The sequence below is a fragment of the Erwinia mallotivora genome, assembly GCF_000590885.1.
GTDB lineage: Bacteria > Pseudomonadota > Gammaproteobacteria > Enterobacterales > Enterobacteriaceae > Erwinia > Erwinia mallotivora.
The window spans coordinates 91,011-109,909 of the sequence record NZ_JFHN01000075.1; the positions used below are offsets into that span (position 1 = coordinate 91,011).

Sequence of the window (18,899 nt, forward strand, 5' to 3'; positions counted from 1 at the left end):
TTCAGGGGGTGATGGCGACGCTTTTAATCTGCGCATACAACCACATTCCCGGTTTGATCATCAGTTCATCTCTGGCCCACGGCGTGATCCGTGCCCAGATTTCGCTCAGTCCAACCAGCAGTTTCACCTCAACCTGCTGGTCCGTATCCAGCAGTTCTGCCACCTGAGCCGGGATAACGTTGCGAATGCTGCTGTTAACCGGCGGTTGTAACACCAGCGAAACATCGTCTGACTGGATACGGATGCGCATCGGCGTTTTCGCTGGCGCATCGATCCGACTGACCCAGATATGCTGGTCGCCCAGCGACAGCGCCGTCATCGCGTAGTGCGGATGCTGTTCCAGCACCTGCACCCGCAGTACGCTGCTGAGCTCTGAACGGGGCAACCACGGTCGCATTGCGCTGCTGCCCCAGACTTTCTCCAGCGTATCCAGCGCCTTCACCTCGCCGTTATCCAGTATCATGACGTTATCCGCCAGATGCAGAATTTCATCAAGGCTGTGGCTGACATACAGGACAGGAATTTCCACCTGCTTCGCCAGCGATTGCAGATACGGCATCAGCTCACGTTTACGTGGCAAATCCAGTGACGCCAGCGGCTCGTCCATCAGCAAAATTTCCGGGGCCGTCAGTAACGCCCGGCCAATAGCCACGCGCTGTTTTTCTCCGCCGGACAGCTCTGCCGGAAAACGCTCCAGCAGGTGCGCTATGCCCAACAAGGTGATCAGTGAGTCAAACTGCGGCCGCATCGACTTCGCCATGCCATAGCTGAGATTGCCCCGCACACGATAGTGCGGAAACAGCCGCGCATCCTGAAAGACATAACCAATACGGCGTTTTTCCGGCGGCAGGTTCAGCCGTCTGGCCACATCGAACAGCGGTCTGCCGTTCAGCATAATATGCCCTTCCTGCGGCTGCGACAGCCCGCCGATGGCATTAATCAATGAGGTTTTCCCCGCCCCTGAGACGCCAAAAATGGCGGTAATTCCCTTCGCGGGTAGGCGGGCATTAATTTTCAGCTGGTGTTCACCAAGACGCTGAGTAAAGTTCAGCTCTAACATTTGCCCCCCAGACGCTTACGCCCCCAACGGGACAACCACTCCGACAACCACAGAGAAACCAGTGCCAGCACAATCGCCATGATACAAAGTCGCGCAGCGGCGTTTTCAGCACCCGGCGTTTCAATCAGCGTGTACATCGCGGAAGGCAGGGTCCGGGTTTCGCCGGGAATATTGGAAACAAAGGTGATGGTCGCACCGAATTCCCCCAGCGAGCGGGCAAAAGCCAGCACCATCCCGGTGATGATCCCCGGAAAAATCAGCGGCAGGGTGATGGTAAAAAACACCCGGCAGCGGCCAGCGCCCAGGGTTCGGGCCGCCAGCTCGATTTTGCTATCCACGCCTTCTAACGCCAGACGAATAGCCCTGACCATCAGCGGAAAAGCTATCACCGCTGAAGCCAGCGCCGCGCCGCGCCAGCTGAAAGCAAAGGTGAAGCCAAACCAGTCGTAAAGATATTCACCAATCAGGCCGCGACGGCCAAATCCTGTCAGCAACAGATACCCCACGACTACCGGCGGCAGTACCAGCGGCAGATGGACGAGGCTGTCAAGCAGGGTTTTACCCGGAAAACGACACCGCACCAGCAGCCAGGCAACCAGTACCCCGAAAGGCAGACTGCACAGCACCGCCACGGTGGAGACTTTCAGGCTGAGGGCAACAGCCTGCCATTCGGGCTCGGTCAGGATCATGATTTTGGTGTGAATCCGTAACGTTTGAATACCGCAGCCGCCTGCGGCCCTTTCAGATATTGATAAAAGCCGGATACGGCAGCCGGGTGACGTTCGCCAACCATTGCCATCGGGTATTCCACCGGCCGGTGGCTGTTTTCAGGAAACAATCCCACCACGGTGACTTTTTTACTGGCCACCGCATCCGAACCATAAACAATGCCATAAGGCGTTTCATTGCGCTCTACCAGTGCCAGTGCGGCACGCACGCTGTTACCTCTGGCAAGTTGGGGCTCAAGTTCAGACCAGACGCCGAGATGTTGCAATGCGTCCCTGGCATAAATACCTGCCGGTACGTGGTCCGGATCGCCGACAGAGAGCCGTTGTCCCTTCAGCAAGCTTTTCCAGTCAGTGGAGGTCGATAGCCGGACCTGCTGCGTCTGACTCGCCGCCGGGGCCACCAGCACCAGATCGTTGCCCAGCAGAGTGACACGGCTTGCGGAATCAATGGCTTTTTTCTGAGCGACGTAGTCCATCCATTGCTGGTCGGCAGAGATAAAGATATCGGCAGGTGCCCCCTGCTCAATCTGGCGAGCCAGCGTGGAAGAGGAAGCAAACGAGCTGACCACCTGTACCGCATTATCTTTCTGATATTGCGCGGCGATTTCCTGCAAGGCATTGGTCAATGAGGCCGCAGCAAAAACGGTCACGTTATCTGCCGCAACGGCATAGCCGTTAACGCCGATACTGATAGCCGCAACGGCAAAAAAACAGCGTAATTTCACAGACATGGTGTTCTCCAGAGGGTGTCGTTATGTACGGGATACTATAACGAGACAAAAAACACTGTCATTGGGATTATCGGCAGAAATAGCAGGAAGTTGAGCCAGAACAATAAAAACAGACGCCCGGCAGAAGCCGGGCGTGAAGGGAAATTGCGTTACTGCCGGTTTTTGGCAGGCTGGTCGTCGCGGTGACCAATTTTAGAGATGATATTAAAGACTTCACCCAGTCCGTAAATCAGGCCCAGGATGATCGCCATCACCACGGGAACCATCAGGATCGCTTCACCCAGACCAATCAGTAATTCCAGCATGATGTCTCCACTGTCTGATATAAAAAAGCTATTGTATCGACAGCCCAAAAAAGTGCACTGACCTTTTGTGCGTTTCAGCCATTTTTACTGTCCGGCGTTCAGGCGTGTAAAATTCAGGACACTGACCTTTTCCAGGAGCCATTATGCAGGCCGAACTTACCCTGATCCTGAAACTGCAACAGCGGTTGTTTGCCGACCCCCGCCGGATTGAATTGCTGAAACAAATTCGCCACACCGGCTCAATCAGCCAGGCTGGCGGGCATCAGCTATAAAAGCGCCTGGGACGCCGTTAATGAGATGAACCAGTTAGCTGAACGTCCACTGGTTGACCGCTCAACCGGGGGCAAAGGCGGCGGCGGCGCACAGCTTACCGCTTATGGCGAGCGATTAATCCAGCTGTTTGCGCTGATGGAACAGATCCAGCAAAAAGCATTTGACGTTTTGCAGGACGATGCCCCTCCCGTCAGCCTGCTGGGGGCTATCGCCCGGCTTTCCCTTCAGACCAGCGCCCGAAACCAGTGGCACGGCACCGTGGTGGCACGCCGAATGCAATCGGTACAGCAACAGGTAGATATTTTACTGAAAGACGGCACGACGCGAATTACCGCTGCGCTGACGGAGCAAAGCGCTAACCGACTGGCGCTGGAAAACGGTAAAGAGGTTCTGGTTCTGATTAAAGCGCCGTGGATTGATGTCACCCAGGCCTGTTCGACAGCCGATAACCAGCTGAGCGGCATCCTCACGCATATTGAGCACGGCACCACCCACAGCGAAGTGCTGATTACCCTGCCCGGCAACGAAACCTTGTGCGCCACACTGACCCGGCAACATGTGGCGCAGCAAAAACTTCAACAGGGTATGGAGGTCATCGCGCATTTTGATGCAGACCGGGTGATTGTCGCTACGCTGCTCTGAACGCTGAGCCGTAATTTGACAGCATCGCCAGCGATTATTCATAGTGGGCTGGTCATGCACTAAATGGAATAAAGAATGTCAACGTTGCACATTTCGCAAGGCCAGTTTTACCCCGGCGGCAATCAGACGCTCTCTCTGGGCGATTTCAGCCTGCGAGCCGGAGAAGCCTGGGCCTTTGTCGGCGCTAACGGCAGCGGGAAATCATCGCTGGCCCGGGTACTTTCCGGCGAGCTACCTGTCGGAAAAGGCCAACTGGAAAGTACTTTTCTGCGACCATTTCGCCTGTCACTGGAGCAGTTACAAAAACTGGTCGCGGATGAATGGCAACGCAACAACACCGATATGCTCGGTGTTGATGAAGAGGATAGCGGACGCACCACCGCCGAAATTATTCAGGATGAGGTGAAAGATCCCCTTCGCTGTCAGCAGCTTGCCAGCCAGTTTGCCATCACCCCACTGCTGCCGCGCCGTTTTAAATATCTCTCTACCGGTGAAACCCGTAAAACGCTGCTGTGCCAGGCACTGATGTCCCGACCAGACCTGCTTATTCTTGATGAGCCTTTTGACGGGCTGGATGTGGCTTCGCGTGCCAGTCTGACGCAGGTCCTGGCGGAGCTGCATCAGCACGGCCACACTCTGGTGCTGATTTTAAATCGCTTTGAAGACATTCCCGATTTTATTGACAACGTGGGTGTACTGGCGGAGTGCTCACTGGTTGAGGTTGGTCCTCGCCAGACGATCCTGGCCCAGGCCCTGATTGCGCAGCTGGCTCACAGTGAGAATTTACAGGGCATGGCGCTGCCAGAGTCCGACAATGACCAGCAACCGGCACTGGCGGCAGATACGCCTCTTATCATCCTGCGTAACGGCGTGGTCAGCTGGAACGACCGGCCAGTTATCAATCAGCTGAGCTGGCAGGTGAATCCGGGGGAACACTGGCAAATTGTTGGCCCCAATGGCGCAGGAAAATCCACGCTTCTGAGCCTGGTCACCGGCGATCATCCACAGGGTTACAGCAACGATCTGACCCTGTTTGGCCGTCGTCGCGGCAGCGGCGAGACTATCTGGGATATTAAAAAGCACATCGGCTACGTCAGCAGCGCGCTGCATCTGGATTACCGCATCAGCAGCAGCGTTCGCAATGTGATTATCTCCGGCTTTTTTGACTCGATTGGCATTTACCAGGCGGTTTCCGATCGCCAGCGTTTTCTTGCCGGGCAGTGGCTGCACCTGCTTGGCATGGATACGCCAGTGGCCGATGCCCCGTTTAACACCCTGTCATGGGGACAGCAACGGCTGGTGCTGATTGTCCGTGCGCTGGTGAAACATCCCACGCTGTTGATTCTGGATGAACCCTTGCAGGGGCTGGACGCGATCAATCGCCAGCTGGTGCGCCGTTTTGTTGATGTGCTGATTGGCGAAGGCAAAACTCAGCTGCTGTTCGTCTCTCATCACGCTGCGGATGCGCCCCGGTGTATCACCCATCGCCTGACCTTTATCCCCGATGGAGACAGCTGGCGCTATCACCAGCAAAAGACAGAATGTTGAGCGATGCCAGCAATGCAAAGCCCCTGCCGGTAGCAAGAATGCCCACCGCAGCCCGCGTATCTGGACAAAACTGAACCAGGATCTTCCGCGCGGTTCAACCTCCTGTGGCCAGTGTGCGCTGGCCATAAGCCCCGTATCATTTCAGTGTAACCGTTACCAATATATTGCACTTTGAGTTTCATCTGCATGAATGATTAGGGCATAACACCTTATAATCAGGATTTTTCACCTTGTGTAAACGATTCCATTTATCCAGACTCGATCACGCTTTATTACCCGGCTTTGTGCTATTTTTTTTTAATCACCCGAGGCATTAGAAGGCTATCAGGATTTAACATGCAAAAATTCAACCCGGTCGACCACCCGCATCGCCGTTACAACCCGCTGTCCGACCAGTGGATTCTGGTTTCACCTCATCGGGCGAAGCGTCCCTGGCAGGGTGCGCAGGAGACGGCATCATCACAACAGCTTCCCGCTCACGATCCTGACTGCTTTCTCTGTCCAGGCAACAGTCGCGTTACGGGTGATAAAAATCCTGATTACACCAGCACCTGGGTTTTTACCAATGATTTTGCCGCGCTGATGACCGACACGCCGGATGCCGCAGAGAGTGACGATCCGCTGATGCGATGTGAAAGTGCGCGAGGAACCAGCCGGGTGATCTGCTTTTCACCCGATCACAGCAAAACGCTGCCGGAACTTTCTCTTACCGCGCTGGAGCAGATAGTACGCACCTGGCAGGAGCAGACGGCCGACCTTGGGCAACACTATCCCTGGGTGCAGGTATTTGAGAATAAAGGGGCGGCGATGGGCTGCTCAAATCCCCATCCGCACGGCCAGATCTGGGCGAACAGTTTTCTGCCAAATGAAGCAAAACGTGAAGACGATTTGCAGCGCACTTATTTCCAACAGCATCAGTCACCGATGTTGCTGGATTACACCACCCGCGAGCTGAAAGATGGCAGCCGGACGGTAGTGGAAACCGAACACTGGCTGGCAGTGGTTCCGTGGTGGGCAGCCTGGCCATTTGAAACCTTGCTGTTACCTAAAGCGCATATCAAACGCCTGGTTGATCTGACCGATGCCCAGCGCCGGGACTTAGCGCTGGCGCTGAAAAAACTGACCAGCCGCTATGACAATCTGTTCCAGTGCTCTTTCCCCTACTCAATGGGCTGGCATGGCGCACCGTTCAATGGCGAAGCCAATGAACACTGGCAGTTACACGCCCATTTCTACCCGCCGTTATTGCGCTCTGCCACAGTGCGCAAGTTTATGGTGGGCTATGAAATGCTGGCAGAAACGCAACGCGATTTAACGGCGGAGCAGGCAGCAGAGCGTCTGCGTTCCGTCAGTGATATTCATTTCCGCGAGACGGGAGCATAACAATGACTTTAAAGACCTCTGCCCACCAGATTTTTGCCGATCAATTTGGCTATCAGGCCAGCCACACCATCCAGGCACCAGGTCGGGTGAATCTTATTGGTGAACACACTGATTACAATGATGGCTTTGTTCTGCCCTGCGCCATTGATTACCAGACGGTGATTGCCTGCGCGAAACGTGACGACCGGCAAATTCGGGTGATCGCGGCGGATTACGATAATCAGCAGGATATTTTTTCTCTCGATCAACCGATTCTCAGCCATCCGGATCAGATGTGGGCAAACTATGTGCGCGGCGTGGTGAAACATCTGCAAAAACGCGATGCCAGCTTTGGCGGCATGGATATGGTGATTAGCGGGGACGTGCCACAGGGGGCAGGTCTCAGCTCTTCAGCCTCTCTTGAGGTCGCGGTCGGTACGGTTTTCCAGCAAATCTATCATCTGTCGCTGGACGGGGCCGGGATTGCGCTGAACGGACAGGAAGCAGAAAATCAGTTCGTCGGCTGTAACTGCGGCATTATGGATCAGCTGATTTCCGCCCTGGGCAAAAAAGATCATGCCATGCTACTGGATTGCCGGACGCTGGGCACCCGCCCTGTGCCGATGCCGGAAGATATTGCCGTGGTAATCATTAATTCAAACTTCCGCCGCAGTCTGGTGGGAAGTGAATACAATACCCGCCGTCAGCAGTGTGAAACCGGCGCACGCTTCTTCAGCCAGACGTCACTGCGCGATGTGGATCTGAACCAGTTTAAAGCGGTCGAACAGCAGCTGGATCCTGTGGTGGCAAAACGCGTTCGCCATGTACTGACCGAGAATGCCCGCACGCTGGAAGCCGCCGATGCGCTGGCAAAAGGCGATCTTTCGCGGATGGCCGTGCTGATGGCAGAATCTCATGCTTCGATGCGCGATGACTTCGAAATTACCGTACCGCCGATCGATATGCTGGTTGAGATTGTCAAAGCCACGCTGGGTGAACGCGGTGGCGTGCGTATGACCGGCGGGGGTTTTGGTGGCTGCGTGGTGGCGTTGATGCCACAGGCGCTGGTCGATACCGTGAGAACCGCCGTGGCAGAACAGTACGAAGCGAAATCCGGGATTAAAGAAACCTTTTATGTCTGCAAAGCGTCGGCAGGAGCAGGACAATGCTGAACGAACAAACTTCTCATGCCCCGGATGGTCAGCCGTGGCATATCACCACCTTGCGAAATGCCGGGGGAATGGTAGCAACCTTTATGGACTGGGGGGCCACCTGGCTCTCCGCCCGCGTACCAATGCATGACGACACGGTGCGTGAGGCGCTGCTGGGCTGCGCCACACCCTCCGATTATCTGCATCAGTCAGCCTATCTGGGCGCAGCGATAGGCCGGTACGCCAATCGCATTGCCCACTCGACCTTCAGCAGAGAGGGTAAAAGCTGGCAACTGGTGGCAAATCAGGGCGCACATCAGTTGCATGGCGGCCCGACCGGCTTTCATTATCGCCGGTGGCAGATAGTGCGTCAGGCAGAGCAGGAAGTGGAATATCAGCTGGTTTCTGCCGATGGCGATCAGGGCTATCCCGGAAATTTACGGGTCACGCTGCTTTACCGGCTGGATGATGATAATACGGTGTCAGTCAGTTTCGGGGCAGAAGTTGACCAACCCTGCCCGGTCAATCTGACCAACCACGCCTACTTTAATCTGGACGCCGAACATGGTGATGCCCGCCATCATCGCCTGCAACTTAATGCCACACATTATCTGCCGGTTGACGGTGAAGGCATTCCGAACGGCGATTTAAAACAAGTGACAGGCACCAGCTTCGACTTCAGCCAGCCAAAACTCGTGGCAAAGGACTTTTTACAGGATGACGACCAGCGTGCGGTGAAGGGCTACGATCATGCTTTCCTGTTGAATAAAGAGAGCGCCTCGCAGCCCGCTGCCCGGCTGTGGTCAGCGGACGGTAAGCTTGAGCTGAGCGTGTTCACCACCGCCCCCGCTTTGCAATTTTATTCTGGCAACTATCTGCAAGGCACGCCGGCTCGCGAACAGGGTGTTTATGGTGCGTTTCAGGGGATCGCGCTGGAAAGTGAGTTTCTCCCCGACTCGCCAAATCATCCGGAGTGGCCACAACCTGACTGCTGGTTGCAGCCAGGTGAATCGTATCAGTCAGTGACCCGCTATCGTCTGACAGCATTTGACTGAGCGCATGAAAATCGCGCATGGTGTACGCTACAGGCTTACTTGCCGTGAAGATTTCAGCTATGGTATTGACCAGCAAAAATTGCGACGGCTGCATCAGGCAATTTTCGGTTTACCATTATCTCAGAAACGTCAGATTATTAAGGAGTTAAGCAATGGCTGTAACCAAGCTGGTTCTGGTACGTCACGGCGAAAGCCAGTGGAATAACGAAAACCGCTTTACCGGATGGTACGATGTGGACCTTTCCGATAAAGGGCGTACCGAAGCGAAAGCAGCGGGTCAGCTGCTGAAAAAAGAAGGATTTACCTTCGATTTCGCTTACACCTCCGTGCTGAAACGTGCCATCCACACGCTGTGGAACATTCTGGATGAAGTGGACCAGGTATGGTTACCTGTGGAGAAATCCTGGCGTCTGAATGAGCGCCATTACGGTGCACTTCAGGGTCTGGACAAAGCGGAAACGGCCCAGAAATACGGTGACGAGCAGGTTAAACAGTGGCGTCGTGGCTTTGCGGTAACACCACCAGAGCTGGATCGTGCTGATGAGCGTTTTCCCGGCCATGACCCGCGTTATGCGTCGCTGACTGCTGAGCAGCTCCCTACCACCGAAAGCCTGGCGCTGACCATCGATCGCGTATTGCCATACTGGAATGAATCCATTCTGCCACGCATGAAAAAAGGCGAGAAAGTGATCATCGCTGCTCACGGTAACTCGCTGCGTGCGCTGGTGAAATATCTCGACAATATGAGTGAAGAAGAGATCCTCGAACTGAACATCCCTACCGGTGTGCCACTGGTGTATGAATTTGACGAAAACTTCAAACCAGTCAAACACTACTATCTGGGTGATGCCGACGAGATTGCAGCCAAAGCGGCTGCCGTGGCTAATCAGGGTAAAGCGAAGTAATTTTTCGATCCTGTATAACGTCAAACCCCACCACCGGTGGGGTTGTTATTCAGACACCGGAGCCAGTTTTACGACGCCTTACGGCTTCAGCCAGTTGGCGTAACACGTTCTCCGTATCTTCCCAACCGATGCAGGCATCCGTCACGCTTTTGCCATACACCAGCGCTTCACCGCTTTCCAGACTCTGATTACCCTCAACCAGATGGCTCTCAATCATCACCCCGATAATTGCCTTTTCACCGCCAGCAATCTGCTGTGCAACATTTTCAGCGACGGTCAGCTGTTTCTGAAATTGTTTGCTGCTGTTGGCATGGCTGAAGTCAATCATGACCTGCGGGTCGAGACCCGATTTCTCCAGCCCGGCTTTAACCTGACTGACATGGTGTGCGCTGTAATTAGGTTCCTTACCACCGCGCAGGATAATGTGGCAGTCGCTGTTGCCGGCGGTTTCAACGATGGCAGAATGTCCATATTTGGTCACTGAGAGGAAACAGTGTGGTGCGCTGGCAGCATTGATGGCATCAATTGCCACTTTGATCGTGCCATCCGTACCGTTTTTAAAACCAACCGGACAGGATAATCCGGATGACAGCTCACGATGAACCTGTGACTCCGTGGTACGCGCACCAATCGCTCCCCAGCTCATCAGGTCAGCGACATATTGCGGAGAGATCATATCCAGGAACTCTCCCGCAGTGGGCAGCCCGGTATCGTTAATCTCCAGCAGCAATTTACGGGCAATGCGCAGACCATCGTTGATCTGAAAACTGCCATCCATATGCGGATCGTTGATCAACCCTTTCCAGCCTACCGTCGTACGGGGTTTTTCAAAGTAAACCCGCATCACTACTTCCAGCGAATCACTGAGTTCTTCACGCAGCTTCAGCAGACGCCCGGCATACTCTTTTGCCGCAACGGTATCGTGAATTGAGCAGGGACCAATGACCACTAACAGCCGATCGTCACTCTTTTTCAGAATATGATGAATAGCCTGGCGGGCGCTGGCAACGGTTTGCGCCGCCTTTTCAGTAGCCGGAAACTTTTCTAATAAAGCAACAGGAGGAAGTAATTCTTTTATCTCTTTGATTCTTAAGTCATCGTTCTGATAATTCATAGTCTTTCCAGGTATTTTCTAAACCGTAACTTGCAACGGGCGTATCTCCTCCAATTTATCGTGTGGGCCGGATGCTGTAAATCAACTTTGCGCAAATTCCTTTCACACTGGTTTGCTGTTTTGGGGTTCTTAACTACACTTTATTATCAACATTTTAAAACAATTCCTTGTTACAAATCTGGCTCAGGTAACTTCTTACGGAGATTGCCTCAGATGAAAGACCTTTATCCAGCCTCCTGCAATTGGGCCTGGTTCTGCAAAGTGCAAATAGTGATGGAGAATGATGATGAATAAGTTTGCAATTGTATTTCTGACAGCAGCAATGACTCTGACTGGTGGCGCAGCAATGGCCGAAGACAGCAACAATGGCACAGCTAACCAGGCTGCGGCGGCTGGTGCCGTGTCTGGTGGCGCCGCTCAGAAACTGGCTCCTAACGGGGTTGATAACAGTAAAATTAATAATACGGGTGATGCCACTACCCATCATAAAAAAACCAAACACCATACTAAAAAGATGACGGCTACCCAGGTTCACAAAAACAGTGAGTGTAAAGACGGTAAATGTCCGGACGTGAATAAGAAAGTTGGTCCGGATGCGAATACTAAAACTGACGGCACCACCCAGTAATCCATTTCACTCGTTGTCATCGGGGAGAGCTTCGGCTCTCCTTTTTTATTTCAACTCCTCCCTGCCGCACTACTGATGAATAAGGGCGGATAATCTGAAAATCTCCCTTAGCCGTTGGAGAAAAGGGTCAGCTGTCAGCGCCCGCAGCCACTGACCTGCCCGAAATGAGTGGCGAACGGAGGATATTTCACCTGGTGCTTAAGGTCGTTCTGAACTCAGACCTTACGGGGTATCCCACGACATCGCTCTCCTGCTGCCCTGAATTAGTTGATATCATTGAACCAGGCAAATTTAGAAAACGGAAATCTATGGCACACACCCACTCTGAATCCAACAGCAATCGCAGCCGACTGTTGGCTGCTTTTCTGGTGACCGCCGTTTTTATGGTGGCAGAAGTCGTCGGGGGTTTACTGTCCGGCTCGCTTGCTTTGCTGGCTGACGCCGGGCATATGCTCACCGATACCGCAGCCTTGTTGATGGCCCTGCTGGCGGTGCAGTTTGCCAGGCGTAAACCCAATGCCCGCCATACTTTTGGCCTTTTACGGCTGACCACGCTGGCCGCTTTTGTCAACGCTATTGCTCTGGTTGCGATCACTGCACTGATCGTCTGGGAAGCCGTGCAACGCTTTCTGCACCCGGCCCCGGTAATGGGGAGCTTCATGTTGGGTATTGCCGTAGCCGGACTGCTGGCGAATCTGCTGTCCTTCTGGCTGCTGCATCAGGGAAATGAGGAGAAAAACCTCAATGTGCGCGCCGCCGCGTTGCATGTGATGGGCGATCTGCTGGGTTCGGTTGGAGCCATTGTCGCTGCGCTGATCATCATTTTTACCGGCTGGACCCCCATTGACCCTCTGCTGTCGGTACTGGTTTCAATGCTGGTATTGCGCAGTGCCTGGACCTTGCTGAAAGAGAGCCTGCATGAGCTGCTGGAAGGCGCACCTGCCTCACTGGACGTGGAAAAAGTACAGCGGGCATTAACCCGTGGGATTGCTGAAGTGCGCAATGTTCATCATCTGCATCTATGGCAGGTGGGCGAAAAACCGGTAATGACGCTGCATGTGCAGGTTGTCCCGCCTCATGACCACGATGCCCTGCTGCGGCGTATTCATGACTTTTTGCATAACAATTATCAGATCGAACACGCCACGGTGCAGATGGAATATCAGCGCTGTGAAGACAGTGACTGCGGGTTGAGTCTGAACAAGCACGCCCACCATCATCACTGAGCGCCCTGACGGGCGCTTTTAATCCACAGCCAGCAGCCGTTCAGAGCAATCAGGGTTAAGACAGCGTACTCGAGGGACATGGCATAGACACCCTGGCGAGCAAAAATCATCACACTGATAATATTGACCACTACCCACAGCAGCCAGTTTTCAACATATTTCCGCGTCATCAGGACCATCGCCACCACCGACAGCACCAGCAGGCAGGCATCCCAGAACGGGAAAGCATCCGGTTGCAACACAGGCATCACCACTGAGATACCCAGCGCCTGCATCAACGATACTGCCACCCTGGTCAGCCAGCCAAAAACCGGATTGATATACAGCGTCATTAATGCAATCGCCACAATGCATGCTATGGTCCATCCCAACCTTTTTGGCAGACTCATCCAGCGGATCTGCAACAGGTTCTGATTGTCTGCCGTCTGTCGGCTCCACGCATACCAGCCATAAATATTGGCGACGAAGAAAAAGATCTGTAACAGCAGGCTGGCATAGAGCTGAATCTGAAAGAAGATCACGGCGAAGAGCGTGACGTTGATCAGCCCGAAAGCATAGTTGGTGATTTTTTCCAGGCTGGCCAGCCAGATGCAGAGAAGCCCCGCCACGGTGCCAATCGCCTCGATCCATGAGAGATCGTATCCCCCGGTGCCCAGAGGAATATGAACCAGAATGTTATGCGTACTAAAAAAATCCATATCAACACCGTTGTCCTGAGCAGCAAGGGGCCAGGGTTACCCTTTTAAACGTGCAGCAAAGGTTAGCATACGATTCAGTGGCAACAACGCGCTTTCACGCAGTTGCTCATCCACTGCAATCTCGTGCGCCTTGCCGCCTTTCTCCAGCCCTTCAGCAATGGCTTTCAGACCATTCATCGCCATCCAGGGACAGTGTGCGCAGCTACGACAGGTTGCCCCCTCTCCTGCCGTGGGTGCCACCAGCAGCTCTTTATCCGGGCAAGCCTGCTGCATTTTGTAAAAAATACCCCGGTCGGTCGCAACAATCATTCGGGAGTGCGGTAAGGTTTTAGCCGCCTGGATTAGCTGGCTGGTCGACCCCACCGTATCGGCCAGCTCAACGATGGATTGTGGTGATTCCGGGTGTACCAGCACCGCCGCATCGGGAAACATCGTTTTCATCTGGTGCAGTGCCTGGGTTTTAAACTCGTCATGAACGATGCAGGCTCCCTGCCAGCACAGGATATCCGCACCGGTCTGCCGCATGACGTAGCGGCCCAGATGCTGGTCCGGCGCCCAGATAATTTTTTCCCCCAGGCCGTCAAGATGTTCAATCAGCTCGACCGCGATGCTGGAAGTGACCACCCAGTCAGCACGCGCTTTTACCGCCGCTGAGGTATTGGCATAAACCACTACGGTGCGCTCAGGATGCATGTCGCAAAACTGACTGAACTGTTCAACCGGGCAGCCCAGATCGAGCGAGCATTCCGCCTGTAAAGTGGGCATCAGAATGGTTTTTTCGGGGCTGAGGATCTTAGCGGTTTCCCCCATAAAACGCACACCCGCAACCAGTAAGGTTGATGCACTATGCTGACTGCCGAAACGCGCCATCTCCAGTGAGTCGGCTACACAGCCGCCGGTTTCTTCAGCCAGCGCCTGGATTTCAGGATCGGTGTAGTAGTGAGCGACAATGACGGCATTGCGCTCTTTAAGTAATTTTTTGATTTTATTACGGTAAAACTGTTTGTCATCCGCAGTAAGCGGTGCTGGCTTAGGCGGGAACGGATAAACAGCGGTGTCGGGATCGAACATCAGGCTCATAGCACTACTCACGTTTTCCTGACTGAACAAACAAGCGGAAAACTGCCTTTATCCACCGCCTGCAAGGTCATTATTGTTTTATATGCTAAACAAGATAACCTTAATCACGACCCATGTCGCTCAGTTTTTTACACGCCTTCGGCACCAGCAAGCGTCGGAAGCTGAACAAATTCTCCACATGGCCTGTTTTCCATTTCCAGCAGAAAGGCTTTCACTGCCAGCCCTCCGGCAAAACCCGTCAGCTTACCATTTGCACCAATTACCCGATGACAGGGAGCAATAACAGAAAGGGGATTTCTGCCATTGGCTGCGCCAACAGCTCTGACCGCTTTTGGATGACCAATTTCCTGTGCAATTTCCCGGTAACTGCGGGTTTCACCGAAGGGAATGGCCAGCAAAGCATGCCAGACTTTTTTCTGAAATTCCGTTCCCCGAAAGTCGAGGGCTAATGTAAAGCGCCGACGACTGCCGTTAAAATATTCACTGAGTTGCTTTTCCGTTTCCAACAGCAGTGGATGTTGAGCATCCTCCAGCTGATCCGGCAGCCGTACGCGACCGGGTGGGTCATTCTCCCACAACACGGCCATTAAGCCTTTTTCGCTGGCGACTAATTTCAGTTCGCCCACGGGCGAAGACATTGTTTTGAAAAAACAGCTCATTACGTTTCTCCCCTGTCACCTGTATCGCTCACACTGCACTTATTATCCGCGAATCTCTTCTGTGCGCCAGCCGTTTTCGGACAGCAAAAAACTTTTATATCGTTGTCCGAAAACGGCTGGTACAGCTGACAAAATAGACTTAACCTGCCAGAAAACCGTATGCAGGAACTGACTATGATTGATGGAAAAGTCGCTTACCGTGCCTTAACTTCCCGCGATAATCGCTTTGATGGCGTCTTTTATGTCGGCGTGACCTCTACCGGGATTTATTGTCGGCCTGTCTGCCCGGCCAGATCACCTCGTGAGGAAAACTGCCAGTTTTTCTCCAGCGCCGAAGCCGCTGAAAAAGCCGCCTTTCGTCCCTGCCTGCGCTGCCGCCCGGAACTGGCACCCGGTAATGCGCCGGTAGATAACAGCAAGCGTTTAGCCCATCTGTTACTGCAAAAAATTGAGCAGGGACTGAGTGAAGAGGTTATTACGCTTGATCAAATAGCCAGAGAGCTTGCAATCAGCTCCCGGCAGTTACGGCGTATCGTGCAGAAAGAACTGGGGGTATCACCGCTTGAACTGAGACAAACCCGCCGCCTTCTGCTGGCAAAGCAACTGCTGACGGAAACGTCGTTGCCGGTAACCGAGGTGGCCTATGCCAGTGGCTTTGGCAGCCTGCGACGCTTCAATGATGTTTTCAGTGCACAGTACCGACTCTCCCCCAGTCGTCTGCGTAAAGAAAGCGGCAATGTAAGGAGTGCGGCTGGGGTGGATCAGAGCTCAACCTTATTGCTCAGCTATCGCCCACCTTATGACTGGGCGGCGATGCTCGCCTTTCTGCGCCTGCGCGCGCTGAAGGGGGTGGAGTGGGTTGATGCTGACAGCTATTCCCGCACGGTATGCCTTGGGGAACACAAAGGCTGGATTCGGGTTGCAGAGGCTCGTCGGGATGCATTGCAGGTAGAGTTCAGCCATTCCCTCACGCCGGCACTGCCTGTCTTACTTCGCCGCTTGCGTAATTTGTTCGATCTGGATGCACATCCCCAGCTGATTGCCAGTCATCTGCAAAAAGATGCATTGTTGCGGCAGAGTGTAATTGATAATCCGGGTTTACGCGTTCCTGGCGTTTTTGATGGCTTCGAAATGGTGATCAGAGCGGTACTGGGTCAGCAGATCACCGTTAAAGCCGCCACCACTCTTGGGGGGCGCTTCACAGCTGCTTTTGGAGAACCTTTCACTACGCCTTTTGCTGAACTGACTTCGCTTTCACCGCAGTCGTGCCGCGTGGCAGAGAGTACGGTGGATCAGATTGCCAGCCTGGGTATCGTCAGCGCCCGATCCAGAACGCTGATCGGCCTCGCTGAAGCCTTTGCCCGCGGCGTCTTGCCCGTTGAACCTGTGTTACATCCCCAGCAGGCGATTGCGCAGTTGATCGCTCAGCCCGGTATCGGTGAATGGACGGCACATTATATCGCGATGCGTGCTTTGCGCTGGCCGGACGCGTTCCCCTGCGGAGATGTGGTGATCAGAAAAAATCTGGGTGGCGTTACCGCCCGGCAGGCAGAAGAGATTTCCCAGGCGTGGCGCCCGTGGCGAAGTTATGCGGTGATGCATATCTGGAAAAATCTGACGCCAGAGAAAACCCTTTAGCGGCAGGTTCGAACCCTGCACGATTTTTCAAAAGCAAAAAGGCACCTTTAGGGTGCCTTTCTACACTGGTGGGTCGTGCAGGATGACTCGGCTTACGCCTCGCCCTGCGGGTCGTTGCCGCTGGCAACGCTGTCTCACTGCGTTCGACTCGAACTGCGGCAGGTTCGAACCCTGCACGATTTTTCAAAAGCAAAAAGGCACCTTTAGGGTGCCTTTCTACACTGGTGGGTCGTGCAGGATTCGAACCTGCGACCAATTGATTAAAAGTCAACTGCTCTACCAACTGAGCTAACGACCCGCTCTGAATAAATTATTTTTACTGCTTTATGTCGTGCGGGTAACAGATACCATCGTGCTTTAAGTGGTGGGTCGTGCAGGATTCGAACCTGCGACCAATTGATTAAAAGTCAACTGCTCTACCAACTGAGCTAACGACCCGCCGTGCGATGTACTACCCTTACTACCTGCCATGCCGTTGACGATAACTGCATTATTATCGCTTAAAGTGGTGGGTCGTGCAGGATTCGAACCTGCGACCAATTGATTAAAAGTCAACTGCTCTACCAACTGAGCTAACGACCCACTTTTACACTGTCAGAACGTTTTAACATATGTCCCGGCAACGGCGGCATATATTACTGATTTGACGTCACAGCGCAACCACTATTTTCAGATAAGCCGTTCAACTGCCTGACTTTCATCCGTGCAGGGTAGAAAACATCCAGTTAACGAAGAAAGGCTGTCAGTTAAAGGGCCGCAGCACGCTTTTGCGCCTGTTTTGCCACATCGCTGTTGGGATACTGTTTTATCACCTGCTGGAAAACGGCTTTCGCTTTCGCACTGTCGCCTTTCTCCTGCATGATCACCCCAACCTTGTACAAAGCGTCGGCACTTTTGGGCGATTTGGGATAATTTTTTACTACCGTTGCAAAATAGTATGCCGCGTCGTCTTTTTTACCTTTGTTGTAATTCAACTGACCAAGCCAGTAGTTAGCGTTAGGCTGATAAGTCGAATCCGGGTATTTCTTCACAAAGGCCTGAAAAGCCGCAATAGCCTGTTCATTCTGTTTTTTCTCCAGCACCAGTGCCACAGCCGCATTGTAATCGGTATTGGCATCCCCGCTCTGCACCGGGGCGGCGTTACTGCTGCTGTCCTGCGCAGGCGTTCCGGCGCTGCTCGCTGCTGAACCTGTGGCAGCGTCACTGGCGGCAGGTGAGGCCGCACTGCTGCTGTTACTGCTGCTGAGCGTATCAAGTTGCTGGTAGATATTTTTCTGACGTTCAGTGACCTGACTCAGTTGATACTGATTTTCCTGAATCTGTCCACGGAGAGAGTCGATGTCGCGTTGTGTGTCGGAGAGCTGCTGCTGGAGTTGCTGAACAAGTTGTCCCTGAGCATTAGAAATACGCTCAAGGGTAGTGACACGGTCCTCGACCGAGCCAGAGCCAACGTTACTGATTGACGCCTGGGCATTAGCGGCCCAGGGAGCCGCTACGCCAACCAGTAACGACAGACTCAACAAGTGAAGTCTGAAGTTACTAATCATATGATTCTCTTAGTATACCAGTACGGCACGACGGTTTTTGGCGTAAGCCGCTTCGTCATGACCCAGTACAGCTGGCTTCTCTTTACCGTAAGAAACGATAGAGATCTGGTCAGCAGACACACCTTTACCTTGCAGGTACATTTTCACCGCGGTCGCACGACGTTCGCCCAGGGCGATGTTGTACTCAGGCGTACCACGCTCATCCGCATGACCTTCTACAGTCACTTTGTAAGACGGGTTGCTACGCAGGAAGGTCGCGTGCGCATCCAGCATCTGAGCGAACTCTGACTGGATGTCGAACTTATCCAGACCAAAGTAAACGATGTTGTTTTTTTGCAGTTCCTGCATTTGCAGACGAGCCTGCTCATCAGAGGACATATTACCGCCGTTCATGCCGCTGTTTGCAGAGCCATCGCCCATACCGTTGGTCTGGTCGTTGTTGTTATTTTTGTGTGAGCTACATGCAGCCACTGCGATTACTGGCAGTGCCAGCATTAAGCCTTTCAGCACTTTATTCAGTTGCATTTCTACAATCCTATTATTGTTTGC

At 53.5% G+C, this 18,899-nt stretch carries 18 protein-coding genes, 3 tRNA genes, 1 other RNA gene and 1 pseudogene; 9 read left to right on the top strand and 14 right to left on the bottom strand.

Features of this window, described 5'->3' with window-relative positions:
* Position 1: 1 nt before the first annotated feature.
* From modC to BG55_RS22165, 4 genes are all read right to left on the bottom strand, one after another.
* Positions 2 to 1,060, bottom strand: a complete 1,059-nt coding sequence (gene modC, locus BG55_RS20495; RefSeq protein ID WP_034941554.1) for a molybdenum ABC transporter ATP-binding protein ModC — start codon at positions 1,058 to 1,060, stop codon at positions 2 to 4.
* Positions 1,054 to 1,749 carry a molybdate ABC transporter permease subunit gene (gene modB, locus BG55_RS20500; RefSeq protein WP_034941557.1) on the bottom strand — a complete coding sequence of 232 codons (696 nt, stop codon included), beginning with the start codon at positions 1,747 to 1,749 and terminating at the stop codon, positions 1,054 to 1,056. The genes modC and modB overlap by 7 nt, the downstream gene beginning before the upstream one ends.
* Positions 1,746 to 2,519, bottom strand: a complete 774-nt coding sequence (modA, locus tag BG55_RS20505) for a molybdate ABC transporter substrate-binding protein (protein WP_034941558.1) — start codon at positions 2,517 to 2,519, stop codon at positions 1,746 to 1,748. The genes modB and modA overlap by 4 nt, the downstream gene beginning before the upstream one ends.
* A 149-nt stretch (positions 2,520 to 2,668) precedes the next feature.
* On the bottom strand, positions 2,669 to 2,824 hold the full coding sequence (locus BG55_RS22165; RefSeq protein WP_034941560.1) for an AcrZ family multidrug efflux pump-associated protein: 156 nt from the start codon (positions 2,822 to 2,824) through the stop codon (positions 2,669 to 2,671).
* Positions 2,825 to 2,967: 143 nt separating this feature from the next.
* On the opposite strand from BG55_RS22165, the pseudogene modE reads away from it, so the two are divergent.
* The 6 genes and pseudogenes from modE to gpmA all read left to right on the top strand — a co-directional run bounded on the left by modE (position 2,968) and on the right by gpmA (position 9,760).
* Positions 2,968 to 3,739: pseudogene (modE, locus tag BG55_RS20515) on the top strand (molybdenum-dependent transcriptional regulator).
* Between the two features lie 75 nt (positions 3,740 to 3,814).
* The gene (modF, locus tag BG55_RS20520) at positions 3,815 to 5,287 is read left to right on the top strand and encodes a molybdate ABC transporter ATP-binding protein ModF (protein ID WP_034941563.1); all 1,473 of its coding nucleotides are present in this window, start codon (positions 3,815 to 3,817) and stop codon (positions 5,285 to 5,287) included.
* 336 nt (positions 5,288 to 5,623) lie between these two features.
* Positions 5,624 to 6,670, top strand: a complete 1,047-nt coding sequence (galT, locus tag BG55_RS20525) for a galactose-1-phosphate uridylyltransferase (protein ID WP_034941565.1) — start codon at positions 5,624 to 5,626, stop codon at positions 6,668 to 6,670.
* Positions 6,671 to 6,672: 2 nt separating this feature from the next.
* The gene (gene galK / locus BG55_RS20530; protein ID WP_034941567.1) at positions 6,673 to 7,821 is read left to right on the top strand and encodes a galactokinase; all 1,149 of its coding nucleotides are present in this window, start codon (positions 6,673 to 6,675) and stop codon (positions 7,819 to 7,821) included.
* The gene (galM, locus tag BG55_RS20535; RefSeq protein ID WP_034941570.1) at positions 7,815 to 8,855 is read left to right on the top strand and encodes a galactose-1-epimerase; all 1,041 of its coding nucleotides are present in this window, start codon (positions 7,815 to 7,817) and stop codon (positions 8,853 to 8,855) included. Before galK ends, galM begins: the two co-directional genes overlap by 7 nt.
* Before the next feature lie 152 nt (positions 8,856 to 9,007).
* Entirely contained in the window at positions 9,008 to 9,760 is a 753-nt protein-coding gene (gene gpmA / locus BG55_RS20540; RefSeq protein ID WP_034941572.1) for a 2,3-diphosphoglycerate-dependent phosphoglycerate mutase, read from the top strand.
* 49 nt (positions 9,761 to 9,809) lie between these two features.
* Here gpmA and aroG read toward each other — a convergent pair whose 3' ends face one another.
* Positions 9,810 to 10,874: a 3-deoxy-7-phosphoheptulonate synthase AroG gene (gene aroG, locus BG55_RS20545; RefSeq protein WP_034941574.1), complete on the bottom strand. Its 1,065-nt coding sequence runs from the start codon at positions 10,872 to 10,874 to the stop codon at positions 9,810 to 9,812.
* 283 nt (positions 10,875 to 11,157) lie between these two features.
* On the opposite strand from aroG, the gene BG55_RS20550 reads away from it, so the two are divergent.
* Together BG55_RS20550 and zitB are read left to right on the top strand one after the other, a co-directional pair.
* Entirely contained in the window at positions 11,158 to 11,502 is a 345-nt protein-coding gene (locus BG55_RS20550; RefSeq protein ID WP_034941576.1) for a protein YbgS, read from the top strand.
* Positions 11,503 to 11,810: 308 nt separating this feature from the next.
* A complete protein-coding gene (gene zitB / locus BG55_RS20555) occupies positions 11,811 to 12,728 on the top strand; it encodes a CDF family zinc transporter ZitB (RefSeq protein WP_034941579.1) in 918 nt (305 codons plus the stop codon).
* On the opposite strand, the gene pnuC is transcribed toward zitB, so the two are convergent.
* The 3 genes from pnuC to BG55_RS20570 all read right to left on the bottom strand — a co-directional run bounded on the left by pnuC (position 12,722) and on the right by BG55_RS20570 (position 15,165).
* On the bottom strand, positions 12,722 to 13,426 hold the full coding sequence (pnuC, locus tag BG55_RS20560) for a nicotinamide riboside transporter PnuC (RefSeq protein ID WP_034941581.1): 705 nt from the start codon (positions 13,424 to 13,426) through the stop codon (positions 12,722 to 12,724). The genes zitB and pnuC overlap by 7 nt on opposite strands.
* Before the next feature lie 36 nt (positions 13,427 to 13,462).
* Entirely contained in the window at positions 13,463 to 14,506 is a 1,044-nt protein-coding gene (gene nadA / locus BG55_RS20565) for a quinolinate synthase NadA (RefSeq protein ID WP_034941583.1), read from the bottom strand.
* A gap of 128 nt (positions 14,507 to 14,634) precedes the next feature.
* The gene (locus tag BG55_RS20570; RefSeq protein ID WP_034941585.1) at positions 14,635 to 15,165 is read right to left on the bottom strand and encodes a methylated-DNA--[protein]-cysteine S-methyltransferase; all 531 of its coding nucleotides are present in this window, start codon (positions 15,163 to 15,165) and stop codon (positions 14,635 to 14,637) included.
* 174 nt (positions 15,166 to 15,339) lie between these two features.
* Between BG55_RS20570 and BG55_RS20575 the strand changes: the two genes are divergently transcribed.
* Positions 15,340 to 16,803, top strand: coding sequence for an AlkA N-terminal domain-containing protein (locus tag BG55_RS20575; protein WP_034941872.1), 1,464 nt, complete (start codon positions 15,340 to 15,342; stop codon positions 16,801 to 16,803).
* Between the two features lie 66 nt (positions 16,804 to 16,869).
* On the opposite strand, the gene BG55_RS22170 is transcribed toward BG55_RS20575, so the two are convergent.
* The 6 genes from BG55_RS22170 to pal all read right to left on the bottom strand — a co-directional run bounded on the left by BG55_RS22170 (position 16,870) and on the right by pal (position 18,875).
* A non-coding RNA gene (locus BG55_RS22170) (RtT sRNA) lies at positions 16,870 to 16,994 on the bottom strand.
* 31 nt (positions 16,995 to 17,025) lie between these two features.
* Positions 17,026 to 17,101, bottom strand: a tRNA-Lys gene (locus BG55_RS20580).
* A 64-nt stretch (positions 17,102 to 17,165) separates the two neighbouring features.
* Positions 17,166 to 17,241, bottom strand: a tRNA-Lys gene (locus BG55_RS20585).
* A 68-nt stretch (positions 17,242 to 17,309) separates the two neighbouring features.
* Positions 17,310 to 17,385 (bottom strand) — tRNA-Lys (locus BG55_RS20590).
* A gap of 164 nt (positions 17,386 to 17,549) precedes the next feature.
* Positions 17,550 to 18,350 carry a cell division protein CpoB gene (gene cpoB, locus BG55_RS20595; RefSeq protein ID WP_034941587.1) on the bottom strand — a complete coding sequence of 267 codons (801 nt, stop codon included), beginning with the start codon at positions 18,348 to 18,350 and terminating at the stop codon, positions 17,550 to 17,552.
* Between the two features lie 9 nt (positions 18,351 to 18,359).
* Positions 18,360 to 18,875 (bottom strand): peptidoglycan-associated lipoprotein Pal, encoded by a 516-nt coding sequence (pal, locus tag BG55_RS20600; protein WP_034941589.1) that lies wholly within the window; start codon positions 18,873 to 18,875, stop codon positions 18,360 to 18,362.
* Positions 18,876 to 18,899: the final 24 nt, after the last annotated feature.

What these genes read in the sequence shown, in the direction of transcription:
- BG55_RS20570 (WP_034941585.1), bottom strand. Translation starts at nt 15,165, where the DNA reads ATGAGCTGTTTTTTCAAAACAATGTCTTCGCCCGTGGGCGAACTGAAA.
- zitB (WP_034941579.1), top strand. Translation starts at nt 11,811, where the DNA reads ATGGCACACACCCACTCTGAATCCAACAGCAATCGCAGCCGACTGTTG.
- gpmA (WP_034941572.1), top strand. Translation starts at nt 9,008, where the DNA reads ATGGCTGTAACCAAGCTGGTTCTGGTACGTCACGGCGAAAGCCAGTGG.
- BG55_RS20575 (WP_034941872.1), top strand. Translation starts at nt 15,340, where the DNA reads ATGATTGATGGAAAAGTCGCTTACCGTGCCTTAACTTCCCGCGATAAT.
- galK (WP_034941567.1), top strand. Translation starts at nt 6,673, where the DNA reads ATGACTTTAAAGACCTCTGCCCACCAGATTTTTGCCGATCAATTTGGC.
- aroG (WP_034941574.1), bottom strand. Translation starts at nt 10,874, where the DNA reads ATGAATTATCAGAACGATGACTTAAGAATCAAAGAGATAAAAGAATTA.
- modF (WP_034941563.1), top strand. Translation starts at nt 3,815, where the DNA reads ATGTCAACGTTGCACATTTCGCAAGGCCAGTTTTACCCCGGCGGCAAT.
- nadA (WP_034941583.1), bottom strand. Translation starts at nt 14,506, where the DNA reads ATGAGCCTGATGTTCGATCCCGACACCGCTGTTTATCCGTTCCCGCCT.
- galT (WP_034941565.1), top strand. Translation starts at nt 5,624, where the DNA reads ATGCAAAAATTCAACCCGGTCGACCACCCGCATCGCCGTTACAACCCG.
- pnuC (WP_034941581.1), bottom strand. Translation starts at nt 13,426, where the DNA reads ATGGATTTTTTTAGTACGCATAACATTCTGGTTCATATTCCTCTGGGC.
- galM (WP_034941570.1), top strand. Translation starts at nt 7,815, where the DNA reads ATGCTGAACGAACAAACTTCTCATGCCCCGGATGGTCAGCCGTGGCAT.
- modB (WP_034941557.1), bottom strand. Translation starts at nt 1,749, where the DNA reads ATGATCCTGACCGAGCCCGAATGGCAGGCTGTTGCCCTCAGCCTGAAA.
- modA (WP_034941558.1), bottom strand. Translation starts at nt 2,519, where the DNA reads ATGTCTGTGAAATTACGCTGTTTTTTTGCCGTTGCGGCTATCAGTATC.
- cpoB (WP_034941587.1), bottom strand. Translation starts at nt 18,350, where the DNA reads ATGATTAGTAACTTCAGACTTCACTTGTTGAGTCTGTCGTTACTGGTT.
- BG55_RS22165 (WP_034941560.1), bottom strand. Translation starts at nt 2,824, where the DNA reads ATGCTGGAATTACTGATTGGTCTGGGTGAAGCGATCCTGATGGTTCCC.
- pal (WP_034941589.1), bottom strand. Translation starts at nt 18,875, where the DNA reads ATGCAACTGAATAAAGTGCTGAAAGGCTTAATGCTGGCACTGCCAGTA.
- BG55_RS20550 (WP_034941576.1), top strand. Translation starts at nt 11,158, where the DNA reads ATGATGAATAAGTTTGCAATTGTATTTCTGACAGCAGCAATGACTCTG.
- modC (WP_034941554.1), bottom strand. Translation starts at nt 1,060, where the DNA reads ATGTTAGAGCTGAACTTTACTCAGCGTCTTGGTGAACACCAGCTGAAA.